We start from the raw sequence: 23560 nt of genomic DNA, 5'->3' as shown, positions 1-23560 counted from the left end.
AATAAACCCTTGATTTCAAACCCTGTCGGTCAGAACCGATGCGTTATCCCGATTCATTTGATGTGATCGTCATCGGCGGCGGTCATGCCGGTACCGAGGCCGCCCTGGCCGCGGCGCGGGCGGGTGCGCGCACACTCCTGGCCACCCACGCGATCGAGACCATCGGTCAGATGAGCTGCAATCCGGCCATCGGCGGCATCGGCAAGGGCCATCTCGTCCGGGAACTCGATGCCCTGGGCGGCATCATGGCGCAAGCCGCAGATGCCGCCGGCATCCAGTGGCGGCGGCTCAACGCGCGCAAGGGCCCGGCCGTGCGCGCCACCCGTTGCCAGGCCGATCGCACGCTCTACCGCAACGCCATTCGTCGGGCGGTCGAAGCACAGGCTGGACTGACCCTGTTCCAACAGCCGGTCGACGACCTGATCGTCGAGGGCGATCGCGTGACCGGTGTGCGCACCGCCATGGGCCTGGACTTTCATGCCCCGGCCGTGGTGCTGACCACCGGCACATTCCTGGGCGGGCGCATCCATATCGGCGAGACCAAGCTGGCCGGTGGCCGGGCGGGCGATGCGCCGGCCAATGCCCTGGCCGCGCGCCTGCGCGAACTGCCGTTTGGCGTCGGCCGGCTCAAGACCGGCACGCCGCCACGCCTGGACGGCCGCAGCATCGACTTCTCCCGACTGGAGGAACAGCCCGGCGACGAACATCGGCCAGTCTTTTCCTTTCTCGGCCGACGCGAAGATCATCCCGAGCAGGTCTCGTGCTACATCACCCGCACCAACGAGAGCACGCACGAACTGATCCGCGACAATCTCGATCGTTCACCCATGTATGCCGGCGCCATCGAGGGCACGGGCCCGCGCTACTGCCCTTCGATCGAGGACAAGGTGGTGCGCTTCGCCGACAAGGACTCGCACCAGATCTTTCTTGAGCCTGAAGGACTGGGTCTCAACGAGTGGTACCCGAACGGCATCTCAACCAGCCTGCCCTTCGACGTGCAGATCGAGCTGGTGCGTTCGATTCCGGGGCTGGAACGGGCCCATATCACGCGCCCGGGCTACGCCATCGAATACGACTTCTTCGACCCGCGCGAACTCAAGCCCAGTCTCGAGACGCGACACCTGGCGGGGTTGTACTTTGCCGGGCAGATCAACGGCACCACAGGCTATGAAGAAGCCGCTGCCCAGGGCCTGATCGCCGGCCTGAATGCGGCCCGCCAGGCGCACGGCGAGGCGCCCTGGACACCCGGTCGCGACCAGGCCTACATCGGCGTCCTGATCGACGACCTGATTACCCAGGGCGCGCCCGAGCCCTACCGCATGTTTACCAGCCGGGCGGAATTCAGGCTGCACCTGCGCGAGGACAACGCCGACCTGCGCCTGACCGAAGCCGGCCGGGAGCTCAACCTGGTCGACGACAAGCGCTGGCAGCATTTCCGGCAGCGACGCGAAGCGATCGAGTGCGAGCGCGAGCGTCTGCGCGGACTGCGAATCCCGGCATCGTCGGAACTGGCCTCACGCGCGGCGCAGGCGCTGGCCGTGGAGATCCGCAAGGACACGACGGCCGAGGAACTGTTGCGTCGACCTGAAATCGACTACGACGCGCTGATGGCAGTCGAAGGCATCGGCCCCGGCGTCAATGCTGAAGATGTCGGCGAACAGGTCGCCATTCAGGTGCGCTACGCCGGCTACCTCGATCGCCAGCGCGCCGAGATCGATCGTCAGCGCAAGGCGGCCGAACAGACCATCCCCGAAGACTTTGCCTTCGAGACGGTCAAGGGCCTGTCATCCGAATTGCTCGAAAAGCTCGACAAGACCCGCCCGCACACCATCGATCAGGCCAGCCGGATTCCCGGCATGACGCCGGCCGCCATCTCGCAACTGCTGGTCTACCTCAAGCGCCACCGTTCGGCGGCGTGACCGGGGCGGATCGCCCGCCCCGGATCACCGTCAGCTTCCGTCCAGTTCCGACTGCCAGTTGCGCGGACGCATGCGCGTATCGACGATGCGTGCCGGTGTATCCGGCGGCAGAATCTGCAGGGTCTTGAGGAACTCGATGATGGCATCGCGGCCGTAGTCGTCGAGCGCGCGCCAGGCTTCCCAGCTGGCCAGGGCTTCGCCGCGGTGGGCTTCGATCGCCTCGCGCATGGTGGTGAACTTGCCGTGGTGGAAATACGGCGGTTCGTTGGCAATACCCCACAGCCGTTTGGTCAGGAAGCGGCAATTGCCGCCGTGAAATTCCGGCGTTCCCGGCAAGGCGTGCATGTTGAGTGATTCGCAGTTGGGGTCGTCCGGACCACTGGTGATGTCGTGGACTTTCATGTCCGTGAAAGCCGGCACGTGCACGGCCTGCGTGGCGGGATCGACCGCCAGGCGCGGCAACTCCAGTCGCCGGTCGTTCAGGTCGAAGACGAATTCCGGAGCCTCTCCGGGCTGCAGGTTACCGGACGGATTGTAGGGATTGGGTTCGGCGAACTCCCAGCCACCGTCGGTCAACGGCAACGACGGCGTGTGGCAGCTACCACATCCGACATCCATGAACAGCGCCTCGCCATCGGCCACGGCCTTCTCGATGTAGGCATTGCGCGGAATGACGCGGCCGGGTACACCCAGCTGGGCCTGGTAGGCGGTCAGCGCCGTGATGTCGGCCGTACTCAGGTTGTCGTCGTAACCGTCCTGGTCGACGTCGCCATGACCGGAACGCTCGACCGACTGGATCCCGTGGTGGTGATTGATCGCGTTGTTCGAAAACTGGCGCAGGGAAATCACGGCACTGGCCTGGTGAAATGGCCGGATGATCAGGCTGGGCGGCTGTTCGGCACCGCCGCTGGCCAGGCTCGGCGGCACCAGGCCTTCGACCTCATCGACGATCCAGCTGCCGTCGGCTGCCCTGGACAGGACACCGAAGGCCACGCCCTTGCTTTCCAACGAAACCGACTCGCCCGGCGCAAGCGCATCGCGCTGGCGCTGCAAGTCCGCGGTCATCTGGCGCGACAGCATCTCGATGTAGCCGGCACCGAACATGCCCAGGGTGGAACGTGAATTGGCAATCGTCTGCAGGGTCACCGGCAGGCCGATCTCGTCGAAGGCCCCGCGCGTGGCGAAGTCTTCCTCGTATTCGTCGAGGGCGTCAAAGGTCGCGAAATCGAAACGCTGCCCCAGCACGTGCACATTGGTGACGAAGTCACCGCCACCGCCGGAGCGCGGCATGTTGTGGCAGCCCGCACAGGAATTGGCGTCCGGGCCCGAGATGCGGTTGAAGTTGAATGGGAAGTCCAGCGGCGCATCGGGATCGGACAGCGGCGCACCCGTGCCCTTCAGTCCGCGCCGACCGGCCCCATCCTGGACGGTCCAATTGGCATCGAACAGGCGCTTGCCGTGTTGCAGGAGTTCGGGCAACGCGATCGTGAATTCCTCACCGTCGGCAAGGTAACGGGTCATGGCCACTTCGCGCCCGATCGGCGGTGGCTCGGAGCTGCACTCGACATCCGCACCGAGCATTTGCTTCAGTACGCACTCGCGATAATCGGGGATCTCCTGACCCGATACCGGCGAGGCCAGAACGGCGAGACACGCAGCGAAGGCCAAACCCCTCAAAACGATTCGCCACGACGCAGGCACAAAAGCCCCCTGTCCAGAGCGGTTTTCCAACCGCCCGAAGTCTGTCACTGTTTCCAATTGATATTTCCCTTTGTAGTTGTTTTTATTACTGCAGTTCAACCCGGGCAACTCCCGCCCGGACCGGTCTGAAGATCCGTTCAACTGCGATCGACCGCGTCGGCGGCATCCTTCCAGGCTTCGCGATCGATATTCAGGTCTGGAAACTGGTCGGGATCGAAAATCGGAACCTTGCCGGCACGCCACTGCCGATCGTAGTCATTCATCAGTCGGAAGCCGACTTTCATCAGCAACGCGAGCGCGACCAGGTTGAATACGGCCAGCAGGGCCATTGTCAGGTCGGCAAAGCTGAAGACGGTGGTCAGGTCCTGCATCGAACCCCACAGGATCAGGACCAGCATCAGCAGCCGGAAGATGATGAAAAAGACCGGGTTATCGGGCGTCATCCAGCTCGAGGAGTTCTCACCCAGGTAGAAATTGTAGAGAATCGAGCTGAACGCGAACAGGGTCAGGATGACGCTGACGAATGTCTGTCCCCAGGGCCCGACATGGTCCTGCAGGGCGAGCTGGGTGAGCACCACGCCGTCTTCGACCGGGCTGGCTTCGTAGATACCGGACATGAGAATGATCATGGCCGTCGCGGTGCAGATGATGGCCGTATCGATGAAGACGCTGAACGACTGCACGATGCCCTGGTTGACCGGGTGCGGCACGAAGGCCACCGCGGCGACATTGGGCGCGCTGCCCAGACCGGCCTCGTTGGAAAACAGGCCCCGACGAACCCCCATCATGATGGCCGCACCAATGCCGCCGCCGACGGCCTGCTCGAGGCCGAACGCGCTCTTGACGATCAGCGACATCACGCTCGGAATCTGGTCCACGTTGAGACCGACAACGGCTACGGCAACGATGACGTAAGCCACCGCCATGATCGGCACGACGATCTCGGTCACGCGCGAAATCCGCTGAACACCACCGAAGATGGTCAGCCCCACGACAATGGTCATGACGATGCCGGTGATGTGCATCGGAATATCGAAGGCTTGTTCCAGCGAGGACGAGGCGGTAAACGACTGCAAGGCCACAAAGGCCAGCCCGAAAGTGAACAGCAGCAGCAGGGTGAAGATCATGCCCAGCTTGCGACTGCCCAGACCGCGCTCCATGTAGTACATCGGCCCGCCGCGGAAGGTCGAGGACTTGAAATCGGCCACCTTGAAGGCCTGGGCCAGGGAACACTCGAAGAAACTGGTGGCCATGCCGATCAGGCCGACGACCCACATCCAGAACACGGCGCCGGGGCCGCCAAGCGTAATCGCCACGGCCACGCCGGCGATGTTGCCCGCGCCGACCCGCCCGGCCACGCTCAGGGTCAGGGCCTGGAAGGAGGAGACGTGTCCGGTATGGTGCTTGAAAGCCTGGCCCAGCACACGGAACATTTCCACGAAGTAGCGCAACTGGACAAAGCGCGAACCAATGGTGAAAACCAGGCCGATCGTGATGAGCACGACGACCAGGATGTAGGACCAGAGAAAGTCTGTTACGGCAGCCAGCATGAGTTGGAATCATCCCCGTTGGTGTCAGCAATCACGCCGGCCTTACCTTCCCCGACCGGCCGGCGTGAAGCCGCCATCATACTGAAAGCTCCTGGAGATTGGAACGCGCCGGACTCAGCGCGGCGCTTCGCACAGGCAGTGAGCCATCACGCCGGGTCGGCCGGACTGTGCCTGCGAGAAGACCAGGCGCAGGTCGTCAATCAGTTGCCGACCGAAGTCACCCGGCAACCACGCAGCGACGCCGAGTGTCGTATCGATTCCGGCCATGCGAATCGAGGCGGCACTCATGTCGACGAAGAACTGCTCGAAAGGCGTCAGCTGACGTTCGACGTAGTCCACCTCGTAGTCCTCGCCGATACCGGCACTGCGCGCGGCCGAGGCGATCGCCTGATCGAGTGTTCCGAGCTGATCGACCAGGCCGCGTTGCTGCGCCTGCTGTCCGCTCCAGACCCGGCCCTGGGCCACCTCGTCGACCTGCTCGAGCGACATGCGCCGATACTCGGCCACCAGCGAGATGAATTCCTGGTAGCCGTGTTCGATGAAGCTCTGCAGCAGCCTTCGGGCCGGCTCTTGCAGGGCGCGATCGGCACGCAGGGCACCGGACAGGGGCGTGGTGCCCACGCCATCGGTATGGATACCGATGCGGGCCAGGGTGTCCTGGAAGGTGGGGAAGAACCCGAAGATACCGATCGAGCCGGTCAGGGTGGTCGGATAGGCCCAGACCTCGTCGGCGCCCATGGCAATCCAGTAACCGCCGGAGGCGGCGACATTGCCCATGCTCACGATGACCGGCTTGCCGGCCTCCCTGAGCGCCATCATCTCGCTGCGAATCATCTCGGAGGCGAACGCACTGCCGCCACCGGAATCGACACGCAGGACGACGGCCTTGATGCGCTCGTCACGGGCGGCTTCCCTGAGCAGGCGCGAGGTCGATGCCGACCCGATCGTGCCCGGCGGCTGGTCCCCCTCGGTAATCGCGCCCTGGGCGACGACGATGCCGACACGGTCGGCCCGCGGATGCCATTCCCTGGAAGCGTTCACATAGGTTTCGAAATCGATCTGGCGGAAACCGCGTTCCGGGTCGCTGGCACCGCGGTTGGCCAGTTCAGCGCGCACCTCGGGACGATTGACCAGGCGATCGACCAGGCCGCGATCCAGCGCCATGGCCGCAATATCGCCGTCAGCCGCTTCCACCGCGTCGGAGAAATTCTCGGTCAGATCGACCAGCACTTCGACCGGCAGACCCCGATGAAGGGCCACCTGGTCCAGCCAGCTCTGCCACAATTCGCCCAACCAGGCTTGACTGGCCCGCCGGTCGGCTTCGGACATGTCGTTGCGAATGAACGGTTCCATCGCCGACTTGAACTCGCCGACACGGAAGAGATTGACGTCGACATCGAGCTTGTCGAGCCCTTCGGCGTAATACTGGCGATAGCGACCGTAGCCTTCGAACAGCAGCAACCCGTCGCGATCTAGCCAGATCTCGTCGGCCATGGACGCCAGCATGTAATGGCCCTGCATCATCATGCCGCCATGTGCGACGACCTGCTTGCCCGACTCGCGGAACTCGGCAAACGCATCGGCCAGTTCGGTCTGCATGCCCGGCGCCACGCCCCAAAGCTCGTCGGTGCGCACCAGCACCTGAACGATGCGATCGTCTTCGGCCGCGTAGTCGAGCGCCGCCAGGATGTCTCGCAGCCGGGTCTCCGGGGTCTCCTGACCGAGCGCCTCGTTGATCGCCCGCTCCATCGGCGTGCCCGTGTACTCTTCCACGATCAGGCCCTCGGGCGCGATCACCAGTGTGGTCCGCTCATCGACCAGAATCTCGTCGGAGGAGAAGAACAGCACCCGAATGACAAGCGCCAGCAGGATCAGGAACAGGATGTTGAATACGGCCATGCGAAAGGCCGTCAGGCCGCGCCAGAAGCCCAGCCAGAGCCGGACGAGCACGTTGGGTCTCGAGTTCGAAGTCATCGAAGGATGTTTGCGCTGGAAAAGAAGGCGTTCATTCTACCCAGCCAGCGTCCCGGCCCACAATGTGCCGTTGGTCATTGCTTCTCGAGCGTTACCCAATCAGCCGCGTGGCTCACGAGCCACTTCGCGGATCTCGTTCCAGGACGCCGTGATCCGCATGAAACGCCCGCCGAGCAGGAACGCGGCCACGGTCAGCCCGGCGATGATGCCGCACCACATGCCGGCCGGCCCCCAGTCAAGCCGGAAGGTCAGCCACCAGCCGAGGGACATGCCGACCAGCCAGTAGGCCAGAATGCTGTAGAGCATGGGCACGCGGGTATCCTTGAGCCCGCGCAGCGCGCCAGCGGCCGAGACCTGCAGGCAGTCGGCCAACTGGAACACGGCGGCGAAAAACAGCAGGCTGGCGGCCAGCGCGATGACCGCGGGATCGGAAGTATAGAGACGAACGATGGTCTCGGGGAAAAGCACGATGACCAGCGATGACAGCGCGCCGAAGGCCAGCGCCATCATCATGCCGACCACGCCGGCACGGCGCGCCCCGGCGCGGTCCTTGCGGCCCACCGCATTGCCGACACGCACGGTAATTGCGCCCGACAGGCCCAGCGGCACCATGAAGATCAGCCCCGAATAGTTGATCGCCACCTGGTGGGCGGCCACCGGAATCGTTCCGAGCGTGCCGATGGCCAACGCGGCGGCGACGAACAGGCTGACCTCGAGAAAAACCATCAAGCCGATGGGCAGACCCAGCCTGGCCAGCGCCAGAATTTCGCGTCGATCGGGTCCATCGAAGCGCGAGAATACCTGGAAGGGACGGTAGCGCGGCCGCCACAAAATCCAGCTCGCGATCATTCCCAATTGCAGCCACAACACGATCGCGGTGGCCCAGCCACAACCCTCGGCGCCCAGTTGCGGGAATCCCAACTTGCCGAACATCAGCACGTAATTGAGCGGCACGTTGATCAGGATGCCGACGACGCCGATATACATCGTCGGCCGGGTATAGCCGATTCCCTCGGAAAAGAAGCGCAGCACGAACATCCCGGCCAGCGCGGGTACGCCCCAGCTGATCGCCAGCAGGTAACGATTGGCCAGGTCGGCGACGGCCGGTTCCACGCCGATCAATGACATCACCCACTCGCCGCGGCGCATCAGCACGAACAAGACGGCCGAAACCATCAGTGCGAGCCAGAGTGCCTGGCGGGTCAGCTCCCCGGCCTGCCGACGCCGTCCCGCTCCCTCCAGTTGGGATACCGCGGCCGACACGGCCATCATCAGTCCGACAACGAAAACCATGCCGGCCGACCAGACCGACGAACCGACGGCCACGGCCGCGAGATCGAGTGCGCCCAGGCGGCCCGCCATCACGGTGTCGACAAAGCTCATGCCGTAGCTGGTCACCTGACCGACAATGAGGGGGCCGGCCAGCAGCAAGGTCCGGCGGATCTCGGCCGGCAGGTTGGGAGCGTGCGCGCTGGCGGACATGCGACTTGAAAGACGGCCGGAACCGGTTGAGGAAGCGGCATTGTCCGTTGCCCGACGGATGCATGCAAGCATGCGTACACGGCGCGGCTGTTATCCTGCCAGAGGCAATGAATGAGCCGGTAACGGCCGGTTCTCACTTACGGAGGCGGAGCATGCCCTTGCGACTGATTCTGATCTGTTTGAGCCTGGCATTGCTGAGCGCATGCAGCACACGCCAGGTCCAGGATTCCCTGGCCGGAGCAACCGCCCAGCAGCTGATGACGCACAGCATCGACGATCTGGCGCGAAGCCTGCCGGATGCGGACTTTGCTCCCCACGCCGGCAAGCGCATTCATCTTGCCAGCCACTTCGTCGAGTATACGGGTCTGCAGAATTACGCCGACCAGCGCCTGGCGGTCGAACTGGCCCGGCGCTTCGACATCAAGGTCGTCGAAGACCCGCTACTGGCAGACCTGCAGCTGCAGGTCTTCTACACGGCCCTGGGTACGGACCACAGCCGCAAGGGCTTCGTGCTGCCCATTGGATACATTCCCGGGGTGGATGACACGACCCAGATCGACCTGATCTCGCTCGACCAGTTCCACGGCGTGGCGGAGATGTATTACTTCCTGGGGCCTTCCGGCAGCGAGCAGCGAGGCGATGTGCTGCAGGCGCGCACCCGCACCGACGCGATCGGGCTGCCGATCATCACCATTCCCATCTCCAGCATCGACCGCAGCGGGGAAGGCGGGGACTGATTCGGGCTAGCCGTCCTTGAGGCGATTGCGAAAATCGCGCGCCAGGCGTTTGCCTTCTTCTACGCCCCATTGATCAAAGGCATTGATGTGCCAGACCACCGACAGGGCGTAGACGGCAGCTTCCAGGGTGGCCAGTAACCAGCCTAGCCTGCCGGCATCGAGTCGATCGACCAGCAAGGTTGCGACCGGCCGGCTACCGGGCAGCTTCTGGTGCGGTTCGCCGTCGCTGCGACCGTTGGCAAATGCGCTGGCCTGGGCATACAGATGGGCAAGCTGGCGACGCTGCCAGTCCGGGTGCTCGTGGTCAGCCTCGCGCGCGCCAACCAGAATCAGTGGGTGCGTGTCCGGCCCCTGATGCAGGGCCTGGAAAATCGAGTGCTGCAGGTCGGTTCCCAGCCCGCCAAAGATCAGCGGCACGGTTGGACCGTCGACCGGCTTGCCGTCGAGGTCGACACCCTTGCCAAGGCTTTCCATGAACAACTGTTGCAGGTAGTCGGCCAGCAGGGCCAGGCGTGGCTCGTAGCTGACGATACCCAGCGTGCTGCAGTCGAGTTCACGACGCAGGTAGTGAACCAACAGGCCGATAAGAACGGCCAGTCCGTTCGCATCGGGTTGCCCGTGAAAGTCGAGATCCGCTGCTTCGGCACCGGCCAGCAAGGCCCGGAAGCGTTGGGAACCGACAACGGCCGCGGCGCTTACGCCCACCGAGGACCACAGTGAAAAACGGCCGCCGGTCCAGGCAGGAAAAGCCAGAATGTGGTCATCGTCGAGTCCGAATTCCCGGGCACGATCGACGTTGGCGGTCGCCGCCCAGCTTCGCCGGGTCCAGTCGGCCCCCAGCCAGTCGCGCGCCGCACGCGCCTGCTCCAGGGTTTCCTCCGTGGAAAAGGATTTCGAGGCGATTACCAGGCCGGTGGTGGCCGGATCCAGCTGGCGGCACAAGCGCTCGAATCGCCGACCGTCGAGCGTCGACAGCCAGTGGACGCGCACGGCACTGTCATCTTCATCCAGCGCATCGGCCACCAGCCTCGGCCCCAGGTCCGAGCCGCCGATGCCGACATGCAACAGGTCGGTCAGGCCCGTCTCACCGGCGTGCAGCCGATCCGCAACGGCCAGGAAGCGATTGCGCCCGGCGATCAAATCCGCTCCCGCTTCCGGCGACAGGCCCTGGAACGGATCGTTGGCTCTCAGGGCCATGTGCAGCGCCGGCTGACCCTCGCTGGGATTGACGATTGCCCCGGAAAAAAGGCGCTCCACGGCCCCATCCAGGCCGCACGCAGCCGGAAGGCGCTGCAGGGACGAGAGCCCTTCGCGGGTCAGGGGGATATGGGAGAAATCAAGGGTCCAGCCGCCGCCGCGGCAGACGAAGTCGCGCGCCCGGTTCGGATCTTCCGCCAAGAGTTCGGATACGGGCGGAATGTTGTTTTTTTGCAACATCCCGGAACCGGTTTCAGGCAGCCTGGGCCGGCACGCCCTCGGCCGTGCGCGCGATGCGGTTCTCGGTGTCGGGATAGACCAGGCGCGGCCGGTGCAGCTCGGCCTCGGTTTCGCTCATGCGCGCATAGGCGGCAATAATGACCAGATCGCCCGGGCTGGCGCAGTGCGCCGCAGCGCCATTGACCGAGATGATGCCGCAGTCGCGCTCGGCCCGGATAGCGTATGTCACGAACCGTTCGCCGCTCGTAATATTGTAGATATGTACTTGTTCGTGCTCGAGAATTCCGGCCGCCTCGAGCAGGTTCCTGTCGATCGCACAGGACCCCTCGTAGTCACGTTCGACGCGCGTGACGGTCGCGCGATGAATCTTGCCCTTCAACATCGTCAATTGCATGTTGCCGAACCTCTGTCAACAAGGGTTTGGTGATAATGCGTCACCCAAAAAAAACCCCTCCCCTGGTCGAGGGAGGGGCAACGGATGTCGGAGTGATGTACCTCGCTTCGCGCCCTGCGACCTTGCTCAACCGTTGCGGTTTTACCAAGGTTGGTGGTAAGTCTACCACAGCAATTACAGATTGCCAAGAAAAGTGACCTCGGACACAGTCCGCAAAGCACGAGAATTCGAGTGACTACGCGCTCAAAAGTTCCATTGGCCTTCTCACCTGTTCCTCTATAGTGGTATTTCGACTCGCCACGGATGAGTTTTCATGAGCGCTCCGACCCCTGCCATGCCGGCGGAAACGGCGCCGGCGCTTTCGATGCACGGCATCGATCGCACGTTTCGCTCGGGCAAGCGATTGGTCCCGGTTCTACGCGGACTCGACCTCAAGATCGGAAGCGGCGAACGCGTGGCCGTCATGGGCGCCTCCGGCTCAGGCAAGTCCACCCTGCTCCACCTCGCCGCCGGAATGGACCGGCCCGATGCCGGGCAGGTCGAACTGCTGGGCCGCGATCTCGGTACCCTGGCCGAACCCCAAATGACACGGTTCCGCGCCCGCACGGTAGGCCTGGTATTCCAGGATTTCAACCTGATCGACTCGCTCAGCGCGGGTGAGAACATCGACCTGCCCCTGTGGCTGAACGGGCGGCCCCGGAAAAACGAAGCCCTCGACGAACTGACCGCGGCACTGGGCATCGATGAGCTGCTCGACCGCTTGCCCGAACAGCTATCAGGCGGCGAGAAACAGCGCGTGGCCATCGCGCGTGCGCTGGTCCATGAACCCGGCCTGATGCTGGCCGACGAGCCCACCGGCAGTCTCGACGAAAGCACGGCTGCAGATGTGCTCTCGCTGTTCGAGCAGATCACTGCACAACGCGGCTGTGCCCTGGTGCTGGTGACGCACAACCCGGCGGCAGCGGCCATCTGTGACCGACGCCTCGAGCTGCGCGGCGGACGCTTGCAGGAGATTTGATGCGCCTGCTGCTGCAGTCTTCGCGGCGATTCTTCCGGCGCCATCCCGGCCAGTTGATGCTGGCCCTGGCCGGCATGGCCGCCGGCGTGGCGGTCATGACCGGCGTGGCCCTGATGCGCGATGTCCTGGTCGATTCGCTCGACGGGGCCGCGACCGCCCTGGCCGGTGAGGACAGCCTGCGAATCAGCGCGGCAGACGGCCCCCTCGACGAAGCGATTTATGCCGAGCTGGCCACCCGAGCGGGCTCACCCACCCTGCTGCCGGTACTGGCACAAACCGTTCGCCACCGGGATCGGCACCTCGAATTGCTCGGTGTCGACCTGTTCGGCGGCGGTGCGCGCTCTGGTCGGCTGCCGCCCGGGCTGCCGGCCGAACTTCTGGCCTTGCCGGATGCCGTTGCCGTCAGCCCTTCGACCCTCGAACGTCTCGATCTCGAAGTCGGCGACACCCTGCCACTTCGCCACGGCCGTCGCGAAATCACGCTGACCGTCTCCGCACTGTTGCCCGAACACCGTGGATTCGACGACCGCCTACTCATGGACATTGCCGCGGCCCAGGACCGGCTCGACCGTTCGGGCGAACTGAGCTGGATTGACGCTCCGGCCACAGCCCGCGACTGGCTCAACGAAAACCTTCCCGAAGGCCTGGAGCTGCGCTCGGCCGACGCCCGGCGCAGTTCGGCCGCCCGCCTCACCGAGGGCATGCGCGCCAACTTAAGCGCCATGGGCCTGATCAGCCTGGCGGTGGGCCTGTTCGTGATCTTCAGCGTGCTGTCCTTCCTGCTGGTGCAGCGTCGACGGGCGCTGGCCATGCTGCGCGCCGTGGGCGTGACCCACGGCCGGATTGCGCTGCTGCTGTTGAGCGAAACGGCCGTGATCGCGGGGCTCGGCGCCCTGGCCGGGCTGGTGCTCGGCACGGTCCTGGCTGATGCACTGCTTGGCCTGGTCCGCGACCCGGTGGCCTCGCTCTACGATCTGCTGCCACCGGCCCGCGTCATGCCCACGACCGGACTCTACCTGGCATTGTGGGGCCTGGCCGTCGGCATGGCGCTGATCTCGATGACCGGGCTGTTGCGCGAGGCCCGCGGCATTCCGCCCGGCCAGTTGCTGCGTCGCAGCGACTCTCAGAACCGTGACTGGCATCCGTTGATCCTGGCCCTGGGCCTGCTGGCGCTTGCGCTGGCCGTCATCGGCTTTTCCGACAGCCTGCCGGCGGCCTTCGCCGGGCTGTTTCTCGGGCTGGCCGGCTGCGCACTGCTGGCCCCAGTGGCGGGGCTGCGCGTATTGCGAATATTCAAGTCCATCGCCGGTCGCAGCCTGGTCGCGCGCGCCCTGGCGCTGCTGCTGGCCGGGCGCCGGCGCATTGGCCCACCCCTGGCCGCGCTGGGTGTTTCGCTGGCGCTGGCGGCGGGCATTGCCATGATGGTGATGGGTTTCCGTGCCGCCGTCGATGACTGGATCGACCGCCTGCTGCAGGCCGACAGCTACGTCACCGCCAGCCGCGGCGCGCTCGATCCGGAACGGGTGGCCCGCATTTGCGATCTGCCGGACATCGCCGCCACCACCAGCGCGCGCCGCATCCCGCTGGAGGACGGCCGCGATCTCGTCGCCTACGATCTCCACGAACAAGCCTGGCGCGGCTTCGAATGGCTGGCCGGCGATTCACAGGCGGCCTGGGCGGCATTCAGCCAAGGCCAGGCCGTGGTGATCTCCGAACCGATGGCCCGTCGCAGCGGCCTTCAGGTTGGCGACACGGTCGAGATCAACGCAGCCAATGAAACGCTTGAACGACCGATCGCGGCGATCTACCGTGACTACGCCAGCGAGCGGGGCAGTATTGCGATTCACGCCCCCCTCTATCGCCGTGTGTTCGATGATCCGCTGCGCGACAGCATTGGCCTGTACTACGCCGATCCGCCGCCGGACCGGCAAGTGCTGCTGGAGGCACTCGCCGCAATCTCGGACGAACTGCGGCTCACCGCTCGCGAGCAAGTCCGCGACACCACCCTGGCGGTCTTCGATCGGACCTTCCGCATTTCCTGGGCCCTGGCGGCACTGGTCGGACTCATTTCCGTGATCGCCCTGGTCAGCGCCTTGCTGGCGCTCGGACTGGAACGCCGGCGCGACTATGCCACCCTGCGGGCGCTCGGACTCACACCGGCGCGACTCTACACCCTGGTCATCGCCCAGACCGCCGGCCTGGCCCTGGCCGCCGCCCTGGTGGCCGTGCCGATCGCCCTGGCCATCCACCTGGGCCTGTCGCTGGTCGTCCAGCCCCGGGCCTTTGGCTGGAGCCTGCCGCTGAGCTGGCCGCTGTTGCCGGCCGCGGCCTTGCTGCCACTCGCCGTCGTCTGCGGAGTGCTGGCCGGCCTCTACCCGGCCTGGCGGATCGGCCGACGGCCGCCCGCGCGGGAACTGAGAGGCGACTGAGATGGCCAGGGACTTCGCACTCCTCATTGCCGCCGCGCTGGCGCTCATCGCATGGCTTGCCTGGCAGGTCCAGCGCGACGATGCCTCGTCCGATGCGATGCAGGCCGGCGAATTGCTGGCCAGCGCGCCCGCGGAATTTCGGCGCGTGACCGGCCCGCGGGCATTCGAATTTCCCGCCGACCACGCCGCCCACCCAGGCTTTCGCAACGAGTGGTGGTATTTCACCGGCAATCTCGAAACACCCGAGGGCAAGCTACTCGGCTTCCAGTTCACCCTGTTTCGATTCGAGCTCGAGCCCGGTCCACGGCCGCAGTCGGCCTGGGCAAGCGATACCGTCTGGATGGCCCATCTGGCGCTGAGCGACATCCAATCGCGGACCTTCCATCAGGCCCAACGCTTCGCGCGCGGCGCACTCGGCCTGGCCGGCGCCGACACACATCGGTGGTGGTTGCGGGACTGGACGGTCGAACGCGTCGGCGACCGCTTCGAGTTGAGCGCATCGACCCCCGATTTCGACCTCGACCTGACGCTGGTGCCACAAAAGCCGATTGTGCTGCAGGGCGATGCCGGCTACAGCCGCAAGGGGCCCGAACCCGGTAATGCCTCGTACTATTATTCGATCACCCGTCTGGGCGTCGAGGGCGCGGTCCGGGTTGATCAGCGGGAGTGGCCGGTCAGCGGCCTGGCCTGGCTGGATCGCGAGTGGGGCTCGAGCCAGCTCGCCGCTGACCTGGCCGGCTGGGACTGGTTTTCCCTGCAGCTCGATGACGGGCGTGACCTGATGGTCTACCGGCTGCGCACCCAGGACGGCGAAGCCTCGCGCTTTTCCGCCGGCAAGCTCGTCGATCCCGACGGCAACGCGCGCACGCTCGGCCCCGAGGAGTTCACGGCGACACCCCAACGCCAATGGCGGGATCCCCAGGGCCACCGCTGGCCGGTCGCCTGGACGGTTGAGGTGCCTTCGGAGGACTTGAAGCTGGAAGTCGAGGCCCGCTTCGACGAGCAGCGCTGGACCGGCGCGGTCGACTACTGGGAAGGCGCGGTCAGCGTGCGCGATGCCGGCACGGGGGAATCAGTGGGGCGGGGCTATCTCGAACTGAGCGGCTATGCTGAGTGAATAAAGAATAAAACCTTTGAAACGCAAAGACGCAAAGCAGCAAAGAACGCGAAGAGAAGAGAAATTAATATTCAAAAGAGCTGTAGGGCCATAGAACTATTGCATCGGCGCTCCAGCAAATAGAAATCCCTTCAGTATCTTTGCGTCTTTGCTGCTTCGCTGCTTTGCGACATAAAGGTTTTTCTGGTCAACCTTCCACCGATCGGTCGACGAACACCTGCCCGTCGCGCATGACGAAGCGGACATCGTTGAGAACGGACACATCCTCGAGCGGGTTACCGTCCACGGCGATCAGGTCGGCGGCATAGCCGGATTGTAGCCGGCCCAGGACCTCTTCCTGCCCGAGTAGTTCGGCAGCATTGATGGTTGCTGTGCGCAGGGCATCGGCCGGGCTCATGCCGACCTCGACCATATAGCCGAATTCGGCTGCATTGCTGCCGTGCGGGCATACGCCACAGTCGGTGCCGAAGGCGATGCGCACGCCGGCGGCGTGGGCGCGTTCGAAGGTCTGCTGAATCACCGGCCCGATCCGCCGGGCCTTGTCCGCCACCACCGGCGGATAGTAGCCCTCCTCCTCGGCCTTTTCGGCGACGAACTTGCCGGCCGAAATGGTGGGTACGTACCAGGTGCCGCGCTCGATCATCATGGTCATGATCTCGTCGGTCATGTAGGTGCCGTGCTCGATCGAGTGAATGCCGGCAGCTACCGCGCGCTTCATGCCCTCGCTGCCGTGGGTGTGGGCGGCGACGTGCATGCCGTAGTCGGCGGCCGTCTCGATCACGGCGGTCAGTTCCTCATCGGTGAACTGGGCGTTGTCGCCGCTGCGGGCAACGCTCAGCACGCCGCCGGTGGCGGTGATCTTGATCAGGTCGGCACCGTCCTTGTAACGCTGGCGAACCGCCTGACGGGCCTCGGCCACGCCATTGAGTACGCCCTCGCGCGGGCCCGGGTCACCGGCCAGATCCTGGCGCCAGGCGTTGGTCGGATCGGCATGCCCGCCGGTGGTTGCCAGGGACTTGGCGGCGGTGAAGATGCGCGGCCCGGGGACGCGCCCGTCTTCGATCGCGTCGCGCAAGGCGACCGAGGCATTAAAGGAATCGCCCAGGTCACGCACGGTGGTAAACCCGGCCTCGAGTGTACGGCGCGCGTATTGTGCACCGCGCAGGGCAACATCGGCCTCGTCGAGGGTAAAGCGCTCGATATAGGCCGAAGGGCTGGACTCGGAGGTGATGTGCGTATGCATGTCCATCAGCCCCGGCAGACAGGTCAGCGAGGACAGATCCACCCGCTCGACGTCTTCGGCCCACTCCGGGTGTCCCGACTGCAACTCGGAAACCTTGCCGTCGACAATCACTACGGTATGCGCCCCAAGGCGCTCACCCGCATCGACATCAATCACCGACCCGCAGCGCACCCAGGTTTCCCCGAAAGCTGCACCGGCACAAGCCATCAACCCGACAAAAACCAACAATCGATTCATGTATTACTCCTCGCAACCCATAGTCAACTAAAACCTTAACAATCCTTACTCAGGGAGCCTCTGAAAACGTAGCGAGCGGGTGGCTGACGGTGGCCGCCGGAGCGCAGGAACCGCAGCGCAGGCGAAGTATCCGGTGCGGTTTGCGCGGAGCGCAAGGAGCACTGGATCGGAGCCGTCGCGCGTGTATATGTGAATACATGAGGATTCCGAGCACCGCCGGACGCCGTCAGGCACACGCGCAGTAGTTTTCAGAGGCTCCCTAAACGAGCCACCCGGCGATCAGCATCAAACTCATCACCACCAGCCACAACACCAGCATCCGCCAGGCCAGCTGATGGCCGCGCCGCAGCCCATCAGCGCGATCTGTCTCGGTGTCGATCAACGCTGTGGCCACGGCATCCAGGATTCCCGGCGCAAAGAACCACCAGGGCCGCTCGGCATGGTAGCGCTTCCAGGCCTGCACGACCCGGTCGAGGTCAGTGACCAGACCGGTCGCCAGGGTCATCAGTACCAGCACCGGCCACTCCAGCACCCAGCGCAGGCGCGCGAGCCAGTCGAGTTCGGCCGCCTTGAGATCATCGATCTGCATGGCCTTCTGACACAGCCGGTAGAGCAGCGCGCCGGGGATTCCGAGGAAAGTAAACCAGAACAGGATGGCGAACCAGCGCGAGCGAGCACCGTGCAGTACCGCGGCGGCCGCCTCGCTCGCGCCGGCATCCGATTCCAGACCGAGGGAGGCGGCCGCCTCCCGGCTATCGGCGTGACCCGGCTCGTCGAGCATGCGCTGGATGTCGCGATCAAGATCGCGTGGCCCCAGGGTATAAATGAAAACGACCAGGGCCAGCAGGGCCCAGCCCGCCAGGCCGAGCAGGGCTGTCATCAGCCAGGCCGCCAGCGCCGAGGCAATCACCACGGTCAGGATCAGCACCGCCAGCACCAATCCCGGCTGTTCCGGAAACCGCTGGCGCGTCTCATGGACTGGCCAGAGCAGCCAGTCGAAATTGCGCCAGCGGCCGACAGCCGTGAAGTAGTGACTGAGTACCAGCCCGGCGAGAACGATCAGAACAGTCATGGACGAGTGATACCACGAATCGGCAACCCGATGCCAGCCCGTGCCAGCCAGCGGCCTCTAATGAACGCAGGAGGCTTCGGAAAACGTAGTGAGCGGGCGGCTGACGGTGGCCGCCGGAGCGCAGGAACCGCAGTGTATGTGCGAATACATGAGGATTGCGAGCACCCGCCGGACGCCGTCAGCCGCTCGCTCACTGCGTTTTCCGGAGCCTCCTAGGCGACGCCGAAAGAGGAGCCACAACCGCAGGTCGTCGCGGCGTTGGGGTTGCGAATGACGAAGCGCGCGCCCTGCAGCGACTCGCTGTAATCGACCTCGGCGCCTTCCAGGTACTGAAAGCTCAGGGGATCGACCACCAGCGTGACCTCTTCGCGATCGACGGTGATGTCGCCATCCTCGACCTGCTCGTCGAAGGTGAAGCCGTACTGGAAACCCGAGCAGCCACCCCCGGTAATATAGACACGCAGCTTGAGCGCGGGATTGCCTTCCTCGAGGATGAGTTCGCGCACCTTGGAGGCAGCAGCAGGGGTGAAGATCATGGGTTCGGCATCGGTCATTGAAACGCTCCAGTCGCGGTCGAAAGCTTGGACACCGACAAAATGGTGATTGCTCCCATATCCTTCAATCATGCCCAAAAAGAAAGCGGCCTGTCGACCGCTTCAATAGGTAATGCCCCAAACCGGATGGATCAGCACACGTTATATTTGGATTTCATGATGTTGTATTTTCATGAATTTTTTATAATGTGCGCGTTGTTTATACCGTGCCCACCCCGGCTGCGTCAAGCCGCCGGCGCCAGGTCGGCGGCACGCGTTCACGCACCCCCACTCGACCGGAGAATCCGCCATGCGCTGGCTTGAAGCCTTTCACGTCGTCTTTGTCGTCACCTGGTTCGCCGGTCTGTTCTACCTGCCGCGACTATTCGTCTATGCCGCGGAAAACCCCGGCGGGCAGCGCTTTGAGCTGTTGATGGTGATGCAGAAGAGGCTGCTCGGCATCACCCACATCGGCGGGGCGCTGGCGATCGGTTTCGGGCTGGCCACCCTGGCCGGCGAACCCTGGCACCTGTCCGGCGGCGGCTGGATGCACGCCAAGCTGGCCCTGGTCGCCGGCCTGGTCGCCTATCACCTCTGGTGCTGGCGTCTGGTGCGGACCTTCGCCCGCGGCGAAAACCGCCACGGCTCGAAATGGTACCGGTTCTTCAATGAGGTGCCGGCGCTGTTCCTGATCGCGATCGTGGTGCTGGTGATCGTCAAACCCTTCTGAAAGACACGTTGGCTGGTTTGCTGGTTAGCTGGTTGGCTGGTTCGGCAACCGATCGGGTTGCGGGGCGGCTTCGCCGCGCTTGACCACGGGCACCCTGTCGACTTATCGGCTGATTCCAAGGCCAACGCGGCGCAGCCGCACTCCAAGGCCAGGCAGCTGCCGAACCAACCAACCAGCAAACGAGCCAACCAGCCAACAGGCCCTACTGGCGCAACCGCTATCAGGAGTCGCCAGCCCCCAGCATGTCTCTTGCCATGTAAAGCGCCGCAATCGTCCTGCCCTCACTACAGTCCTCGCGGCGGATGAGCGAGACCAGGTCGTTGAGCGGCCACTTGATTACCTCGATTTCCTCGGGCTCGTCGCCGGGCAGGCGTGAGGGATAGAGATCGCGGGCGAGAATCACGTGCGTTCGATGCGTCATGTAGCCGGGCGCCAGGGTCAGGTAGCCCAGTTCGGTCAGCGAATGCGCGGCATAGCCGCATTCTTCCTGCAGTTCGCGATTGGCGCCCTCGATGTGGGTCTCGCCCGGTTCGAGTCGCCCCTTGGGCAGGCCGAGTTCGTAGCGGTGCACACCGCAGGCGTATTCGCGGATCAGCAGCGCATGATCGTCGTCGGGCATGGCCACGACGATCACCGCGCCGACACCGCGACTGATCAGGCGCTCGTAGGTGCGCCGCTCGCCGTTGGCAAATTCGAGGTCGACTTGCTCGACCTTGAACAGGTCGGCGGGACGGCGTTCACGCCGGTCGTGGATGACGGGCAGGTCACGGGAAGTCTCGCGTTCACTCATGACGGGAGGATAGCAACTGACCGTGCAATTGGGGACAGGCTGCCAGCACCGAGGTGGTCTCCAGGCCGGGCTCATCGCCGGCCAGGTCGGTGAAGATGCCGCCGGCTTCGCGCACGATCACCGCAACCGCCGCGATGTCGAGGATATTGACATCGCTTTCGATCACCACATCCTGACCGCCATCGGCCAGGCGGTGGTAGGAATAGAAATCGCCGTAACCGCGCGAACGTGCCGCCCGCGACACGATCTCGCCGACCCAGCTCCAGCCGGCGCCGCGCGAGAGCGAGCGCAGGTTGCCGAAGCAGACGTCGGCCTGCTCGAGACGATCGACCGCCCGGGTCCGAACCGGTTGTCCGTTGATGAACGCCCCGCCCCCGCGCACCGCCCAGGCGGTTTCATTGAATGGCGGGGCCGACGAAACGCCGAGAACGAGTTCGCCGTCGATCATCAACGCGATCTGGGTCGACCAGAACGGCAGCTTGCGAATGAAGCTGCGGGTGCCGTCGATGGGATCGATCAGCCAGAGACAGTCGCCGTCGCCGTCCCGGCCGAATTCCTCGCCGAACAGGGCGTGATCGGGAAAGTGCTCGCGGATCACTTGCCGGATGGCCTGCTCGGCCTCCCGGTCGGCGACGGTGACCGGGCTTTCGTCGGCCTTGAGGTCGACCGCGATGTCGCCCCCGAAGTAGCGCATGGCCACGCGTTCGGCTGCTTCGGCCGCCTGTCGGGCAACGCTCAGCGCATGGTCCAGATCGATCATGCCATCGTTCCTTGTCCTTGTTGTTCGACATTTCTCGCCACCGAGCGGGCGCGAGAAACCTACCATCCCAGGGCACCGCTGAGCTGCACCCGCACCTGGCCATCGGGTTGCGGCTCGCCCAGCCAGGCAATCTGGCGCGCCAGTTCCGGGCGATCGGAGCGCGCACGCAACCACAGGTCCACGGTATAGCGATCGACCTCGAGGTCAATCCGGCCGCGCACCTGGATGGCACCCTCACGGGTCGATTCGACGCGCGCCTCCTGTCCCGATTCCCCGCTGCTGAGGGTAACGGTAATCTCGCCCAGCGACTCGTGCACGGTGCCCTCGAGCCGGGCGTTTTGCCAGACCAGCTGCCCATCGATTTGCGGCGCTCGATCCTCGGCAATCAGGGCCCGTTCGATATCGAGCATCACCTCGCCGCGCGGGCGGGCGTTGGCCAGCCAGAGCCGGACGTCGAGTCGATCCATGCTGATGGTGCCGCGCACGTCCACCAACTCCGTGCCGCCGGCGCCCGCTCGCCAGAATCCGGACAGGTCCGTGCCGACACCATCGGCCTGCCAGCGCCAGCTGCGGCCACCCTGCCAGGACCAGTCCAGATCGACCGGCACGAAGCCGGGCTGCCGCCAGGTAGCGTTGCCTTGCCAGAGCGTGCCGCGCACATCGTGCAGATCCTCACCAGCCTCGAGCCGCGGCATCACGACACTCGCCGGCAGGGTCACGATCACGATGACGGGAATTGCCAGCAGCGCCAGCCACAGAATCTTTCGCATCAACTCGCCCCGGAATCATTCACCAGGGTCACACGCACGTTGACGCGGCCTTCGGCCTCGGCGCGATCGACCTGGAGCTGGTCGACCTGGACCGGCCGGGTGCGGGCGAACTGTTCGAGCCAGCTCATGACCGTGACGAAATCGGCGCCTTCGAGCCAGACGCGGACCTGGCCGTCTCCAGATGGCTCGATACGCGCCACGCTGCCGGCCAGGCCGGCAGCCCGGGCGGTCTCATCGGTTACGCCGAGCAGGGAGCGTCCGTCCAGATCGCGATCGGGCCCGCTGTTGCGTCGAAGCTGCTCGGCCAGCGGTGCCACGGCCTCGAGCCAGCCAAGCAGGGCCTGCTGTTCGGCAATGCGCTCGCGTTCCTGTGCGCGCGCCTCGGCCAGCGGCTCCCAGATCCAGACGTAGACCAGCGCTGCCAGGGCCACGCCGAGCGCCAGGAGAATCAGCCGCCGCTGGCGCGGCTCGATCTGCTGCCAATAGGCCTTCATGCGCCACCCCGCTCGGCCACCCGGATGCGACCGGTGGCGCCTTCGTCATCGAGACTGGCCGACTGCACCTCGGCCGAAAGTTGCAGAGCCCGGAGTCGTTGTTCGAGCTCATCGAGCGCCGCGACGTCCGGAGCGCGCAATCCGAGTTCGAGCACGCCATTGCGATAGTCGATGCGATCAACCAGCAGATCCGGCTGCCCATCGATCACCGGTGCGACGCGATGCATCAGGTCGAGCAGGCCGGCGGCCTGACCGAAGCGCAAGCGTGCCAGCTCGCGTTCGGCCTGGGCTTGCGGTCGCACGATGCGGCCAACATCGGGAAAGGCCTCACGGAACTGCGCTTCGATGGCGGTCTCGAGGGAATCGGCGCGGGCCGCCAGCTGCCAGCGCTCCACGCCCGCGGTCATGATGCTGCCGACGACCAGGACAGCGGCCAGCACCGCCACCCAGCGCCAGCGGGTATGCGCCGCGGCGGCCGAACGCGGCGCCCAGGGACCGGATAACAGGTTGACCGGAACGCTGCGTGCGCGCTCGGCCAAGACTTGCAGCAGGGGCCGTCCGGCGGCGCCGTCGGCCGGATCGGAATCGGCAACCCAGTCGGGCATGTCACCGCCGTACCAGATCCATTCGGCTTCAGGCTGCGCCACCGACGCGATCATGTCGGCGGCCAACTCGCGATCGAAGCCGGCGAAGGACCACTCGCCCCAGCGCACCAGGATCCTGCCTTCATGCTCGGCCAGGCCGATCTGCCCGGGCTGCCAGGGCAGGCACAGCGCATCCGGCACCAGGCGCTCGGGCGCGAGATCGCCCAGGCGCGCCATGATTTCATCCATGGTCGCGTTGCCCACGCTCACGCAGTAAAGCCGGCCTTCGGCGTCACGTGGACCGGGCACGACATGTTCGTCCTCGGCGCTGCCGGCGAGGTGTTCCTCGGCCGCCCAGCGCAGGGCCTGGCGCAGGCGCTGACCACGCAGCGGCGGCAGGTCGAGCGTCAGCCCGAGGCACCGGGACGCGTCGACGAGGACCAGCGCCGGCCGGTCGGCAGGCCAGCCCGGAGCATCCTTCGAGGCCTGGCCGCGGTCGACAACGGCTCCGGAACGATCCAGCGCCAGCCACGGCCAGTCACGGCCGCAGGCGTGAATCACCAGGCTGTCGGAGCGCGCTCGCGCCATG

At 65.1% G+C, this 23560-nt stretch carries 20 protein-coding genes; 6 read left to right on the top strand and 14 right to left on the bottom strand.

Annotated elements, in window-relative coordinates; translation table 11 throughout:
• Positions 1-38: 38 nt before the first annotated feature.
• A complete protein-coding gene (mnmG, locus tag G4Y73_RS02610; RefSeq protein ID WP_164229057.1) occupies positions 39-1919 on the top strand; it encodes a tRNA uridine-5-carboxymethylaminomethyl(34) synthesis enzyme MnmG in 1881 nt (626 codons plus the stop codon).
• A 30-nt stretch (positions 1920-1949) separates the two neighbouring features.
• On the opposite strand, the gene G4Y73_RS02605 is transcribed toward mnmG, so the two are convergent.
• The 4 genes from G4Y73_RS02605 to G4Y73_RS02590 all read right to left on the bottom strand — a co-directional run bounded on the left by G4Y73_RS02605 (position 1950) and on the right by G4Y73_RS02590 (position 8626).
• Positions 1950-3587 (bottom strand): di-heme oxidoredictase family protein, encoded by a 1638-nt coding sequence (locus G4Y73_RS02605; RefSeq protein WP_205596457.1) that lies wholly within the window; start codon positions 3585-3587, stop codon positions 1950-1952.
• 170 nt (positions 3588-3757) lie between these two features.
• On the bottom strand, positions 3758-5170 hold the full coding sequence (locus tag G4Y73_RS02600; protein ID WP_164229055.1) for an alanine/glycine:cation symporter family protein: 1413 nt from the start codon (positions 5168-5170) through the stop codon (positions 3758-3760).
• A 114-nt stretch (positions 5171-5284) separates the two neighbouring features.
• Entirely contained in the window at positions 5285-7144 is a 1860-nt protein-coding gene (gene sppA / locus G4Y73_RS02595) for a signal peptide peptidase SppA (protein ID WP_164229053.1), read from the bottom strand.
• 99 nt (positions 7145-7243) lie between these two features.
• Positions 7244-8626 (bottom strand): MATE family efflux transporter, encoded by a 1383-nt coding sequence (locus tag G4Y73_RS02590; RefSeq protein ID WP_164229051.1) that lies wholly within the window; start codon positions 8624-8626, stop codon positions 7244-7246.
• A 152-nt stretch (positions 8627-8778) separates the two neighbouring features.
• On the opposite strand from G4Y73_RS02590, the gene G4Y73_RS02585 reads away from it, so the two are divergent.
• Positions 8779-9363, top strand: a complete 585-nt coding sequence (locus G4Y73_RS02585; protein WP_164229049.1) for a hypothetical protein — start codon at positions 8779-8781, stop codon at positions 9361-9363.
• Positions 9364-9369: 6 nt separating this feature from the next.
• On the opposite strand, the gene G4Y73_RS02580 is transcribed toward G4Y73_RS02585, so the two are convergent.
• Both G4Y73_RS02580 and panD read right to left on the bottom strand, forming a co-directional pair.
• Complete coding sequence (locus tag G4Y73_RS02580; protein WP_164229046.1) at positions 9370-10761, bottom strand: glucose-6-phosphate isomerase; 1392 nt, start codon at positions 10759-10761, stop codon at positions 9370-9372.
• A gap of 52 nt (positions 10762-10813) precedes the next feature.
• Positions 10814-11194: an aspartate 1-decarboxylase gene (panD, locus tag G4Y73_RS02575; RefSeq protein WP_164229044.1), complete on the bottom strand. Its 381-nt coding sequence runs from the start codon at positions 11192-11194 to the stop codon at positions 10814-10816.
• A gap of 313 nt (positions 11195-11507) precedes the next feature.
• Between panD and G4Y73_RS02570 the strand changes: the two genes are divergently transcribed.
• Genes G4Y73_RS02570 through G4Y73_RS02560 form a run of 3 tightly spaced genes read left to right on the top strand, consistent with a single transcriptional unit; the run spans position 11508 to position 15758 of the window.
• On the top strand, positions 11508-12212 hold the full coding sequence (locus tag G4Y73_RS02570; protein WP_205596456.1) for an ABC transporter ATP-binding protein: 705 nt from the start codon (positions 11508-11510) through the stop codon (positions 12210-12212).
• Entirely contained in the window at positions 12212-14641 is a 2430-nt protein-coding gene (locus tag G4Y73_RS02565) for an FtsX-like permease family protein (RefSeq protein ID WP_164229042.1), read from the top strand. Before G4Y73_RS02570 ends, G4Y73_RS02565 begins: the two co-directional genes overlap by 1 nt.
• A gap of 1 nt (position 14642) precedes the next feature.
• Positions 14643-15758 carry a lipocalin-like domain-containing protein gene (locus tag G4Y73_RS02560; RefSeq protein ID WP_164229040.1) on the top strand — a complete coding sequence of 372 codons (1116 nt, stop codon included), beginning with the start codon at positions 14643-14645 and terminating at the stop codon, positions 15756-15758.
• Positions 15759-15945: 187 nt separating this feature from the next.
• Here the strand turns inward: G4Y73_RS02560 and G4Y73_RS02555 are convergent, their stop codons facing one another.
• From G4Y73_RS02555 to erpA, 3 genes are all read right to left on the bottom strand, one after another.
• Positions 15946-17238, bottom strand: a complete 1293-nt coding sequence (locus G4Y73_RS02555) for an amidohydrolase family protein (protein WP_205596455.1) — start codon at positions 17236-17238, stop codon at positions 15946-15948.
• A 259-nt stretch (positions 17239-17497) separates the two neighbouring features.
• The gene (locus tag G4Y73_RS02550) at positions 17498-18310 is read right to left on the bottom strand and encodes a hypothetical protein (RefSeq protein WP_164229038.1); all 813 of its coding nucleotides are present in this window, start codon (positions 18308-18310) and stop codon (positions 17498-17500) included.
• 212 nt (positions 18311-18522) lie between these two features.
• Entirely contained in the window at positions 18523-18864 is a 342-nt protein-coding gene (erpA, locus tag G4Y73_RS02545) for an iron-sulfur cluster insertion protein ErpA (protein ID WP_164229036.1), read from the bottom strand.
• 289 nt (positions 18865-19153) lie between these two features.
• Between erpA and G4Y73_RS02540 the strand changes: the two genes are divergently transcribed.
• Positions 19154-19573, top strand: a complete 420-nt coding sequence (locus tag G4Y73_RS02540) for a CopD family protein (protein ID WP_164229034.1) — start codon at positions 19154-19156, stop codon at positions 19571-19573.
• A 220-nt stretch (positions 19574-19793) separates the two neighbouring features.
• Here G4Y73_RS02540 and nudE read toward each other — a convergent pair whose 3' ends face one another.
• The 5 genes from nudE to gspL form a co-directional block, all read right to left on the bottom strand.
• Positions 19794-20363 (bottom strand): ADP compounds hydrolase NudE, encoded by a 570-nt coding sequence (nudE, locus tag G4Y73_RS02535; protein ID WP_164229032.1) that lies wholly within the window; start codon positions 20361-20363, stop codon positions 19794-19796.
• Positions 20356-21102, bottom strand: a complete 747-nt coding sequence (locus tag G4Y73_RS02530) for an inositol monophosphatase family protein (RefSeq protein WP_164231181.1) — start codon at positions 21100-21102, stop codon at positions 20356-20358. Before G4Y73_RS02530 ends, nudE begins: the two co-directional genes overlap by 8 nt.
• Before the next feature lie 80 nt (positions 21103-21182).
• Positions 21183-21893 (bottom strand): type II secretion system protein N, encoded by a 711-nt coding sequence (gspN, locus tag G4Y73_RS02525; RefSeq protein ID WP_164229031.1) that lies wholly within the window; start codon positions 21891-21893, stop codon positions 21183-21185.
• Positions 21893-22387 carry a type II secretion system protein M gene (locus G4Y73_RS02520; RefSeq protein ID WP_164229029.1) on the bottom strand — a complete coding sequence of 165 codons (495 nt, stop codon included), beginning with the start codon at positions 22385-22387 and terminating at the stop codon, positions 21893-21895. The genes gspN and G4Y73_RS02520 overlap by 1 nt, the downstream gene beginning before the upstream one ends.
• A complete protein-coding gene (gspL, locus tag G4Y73_RS02515) occupies positions 22384-23559 on the bottom strand; it encodes a type II secretion system protein GspL (protein ID WP_164229027.1) in 1176 nt (391 codons plus the stop codon). Before gspL ends, G4Y73_RS02520 begins: the two co-directional genes overlap by 4 nt.
• Position 23560: the final 1 nt, after the last annotated feature.

Origin of the sequence: Wenzhouxiangella sp. XN201 (assembly GCF_011008905.1) — a bacterium.
GTDB lineage: Bacteria > Pseudomonadota > Gammaproteobacteria > Xanthomonadales > Wenzhouxiangellaceae > Wenzhouxiangella.
Note: the sequence above shows the minus strand (reverse complement) of the source record. Positions and strands in the feature narration are given on the sequence as shown.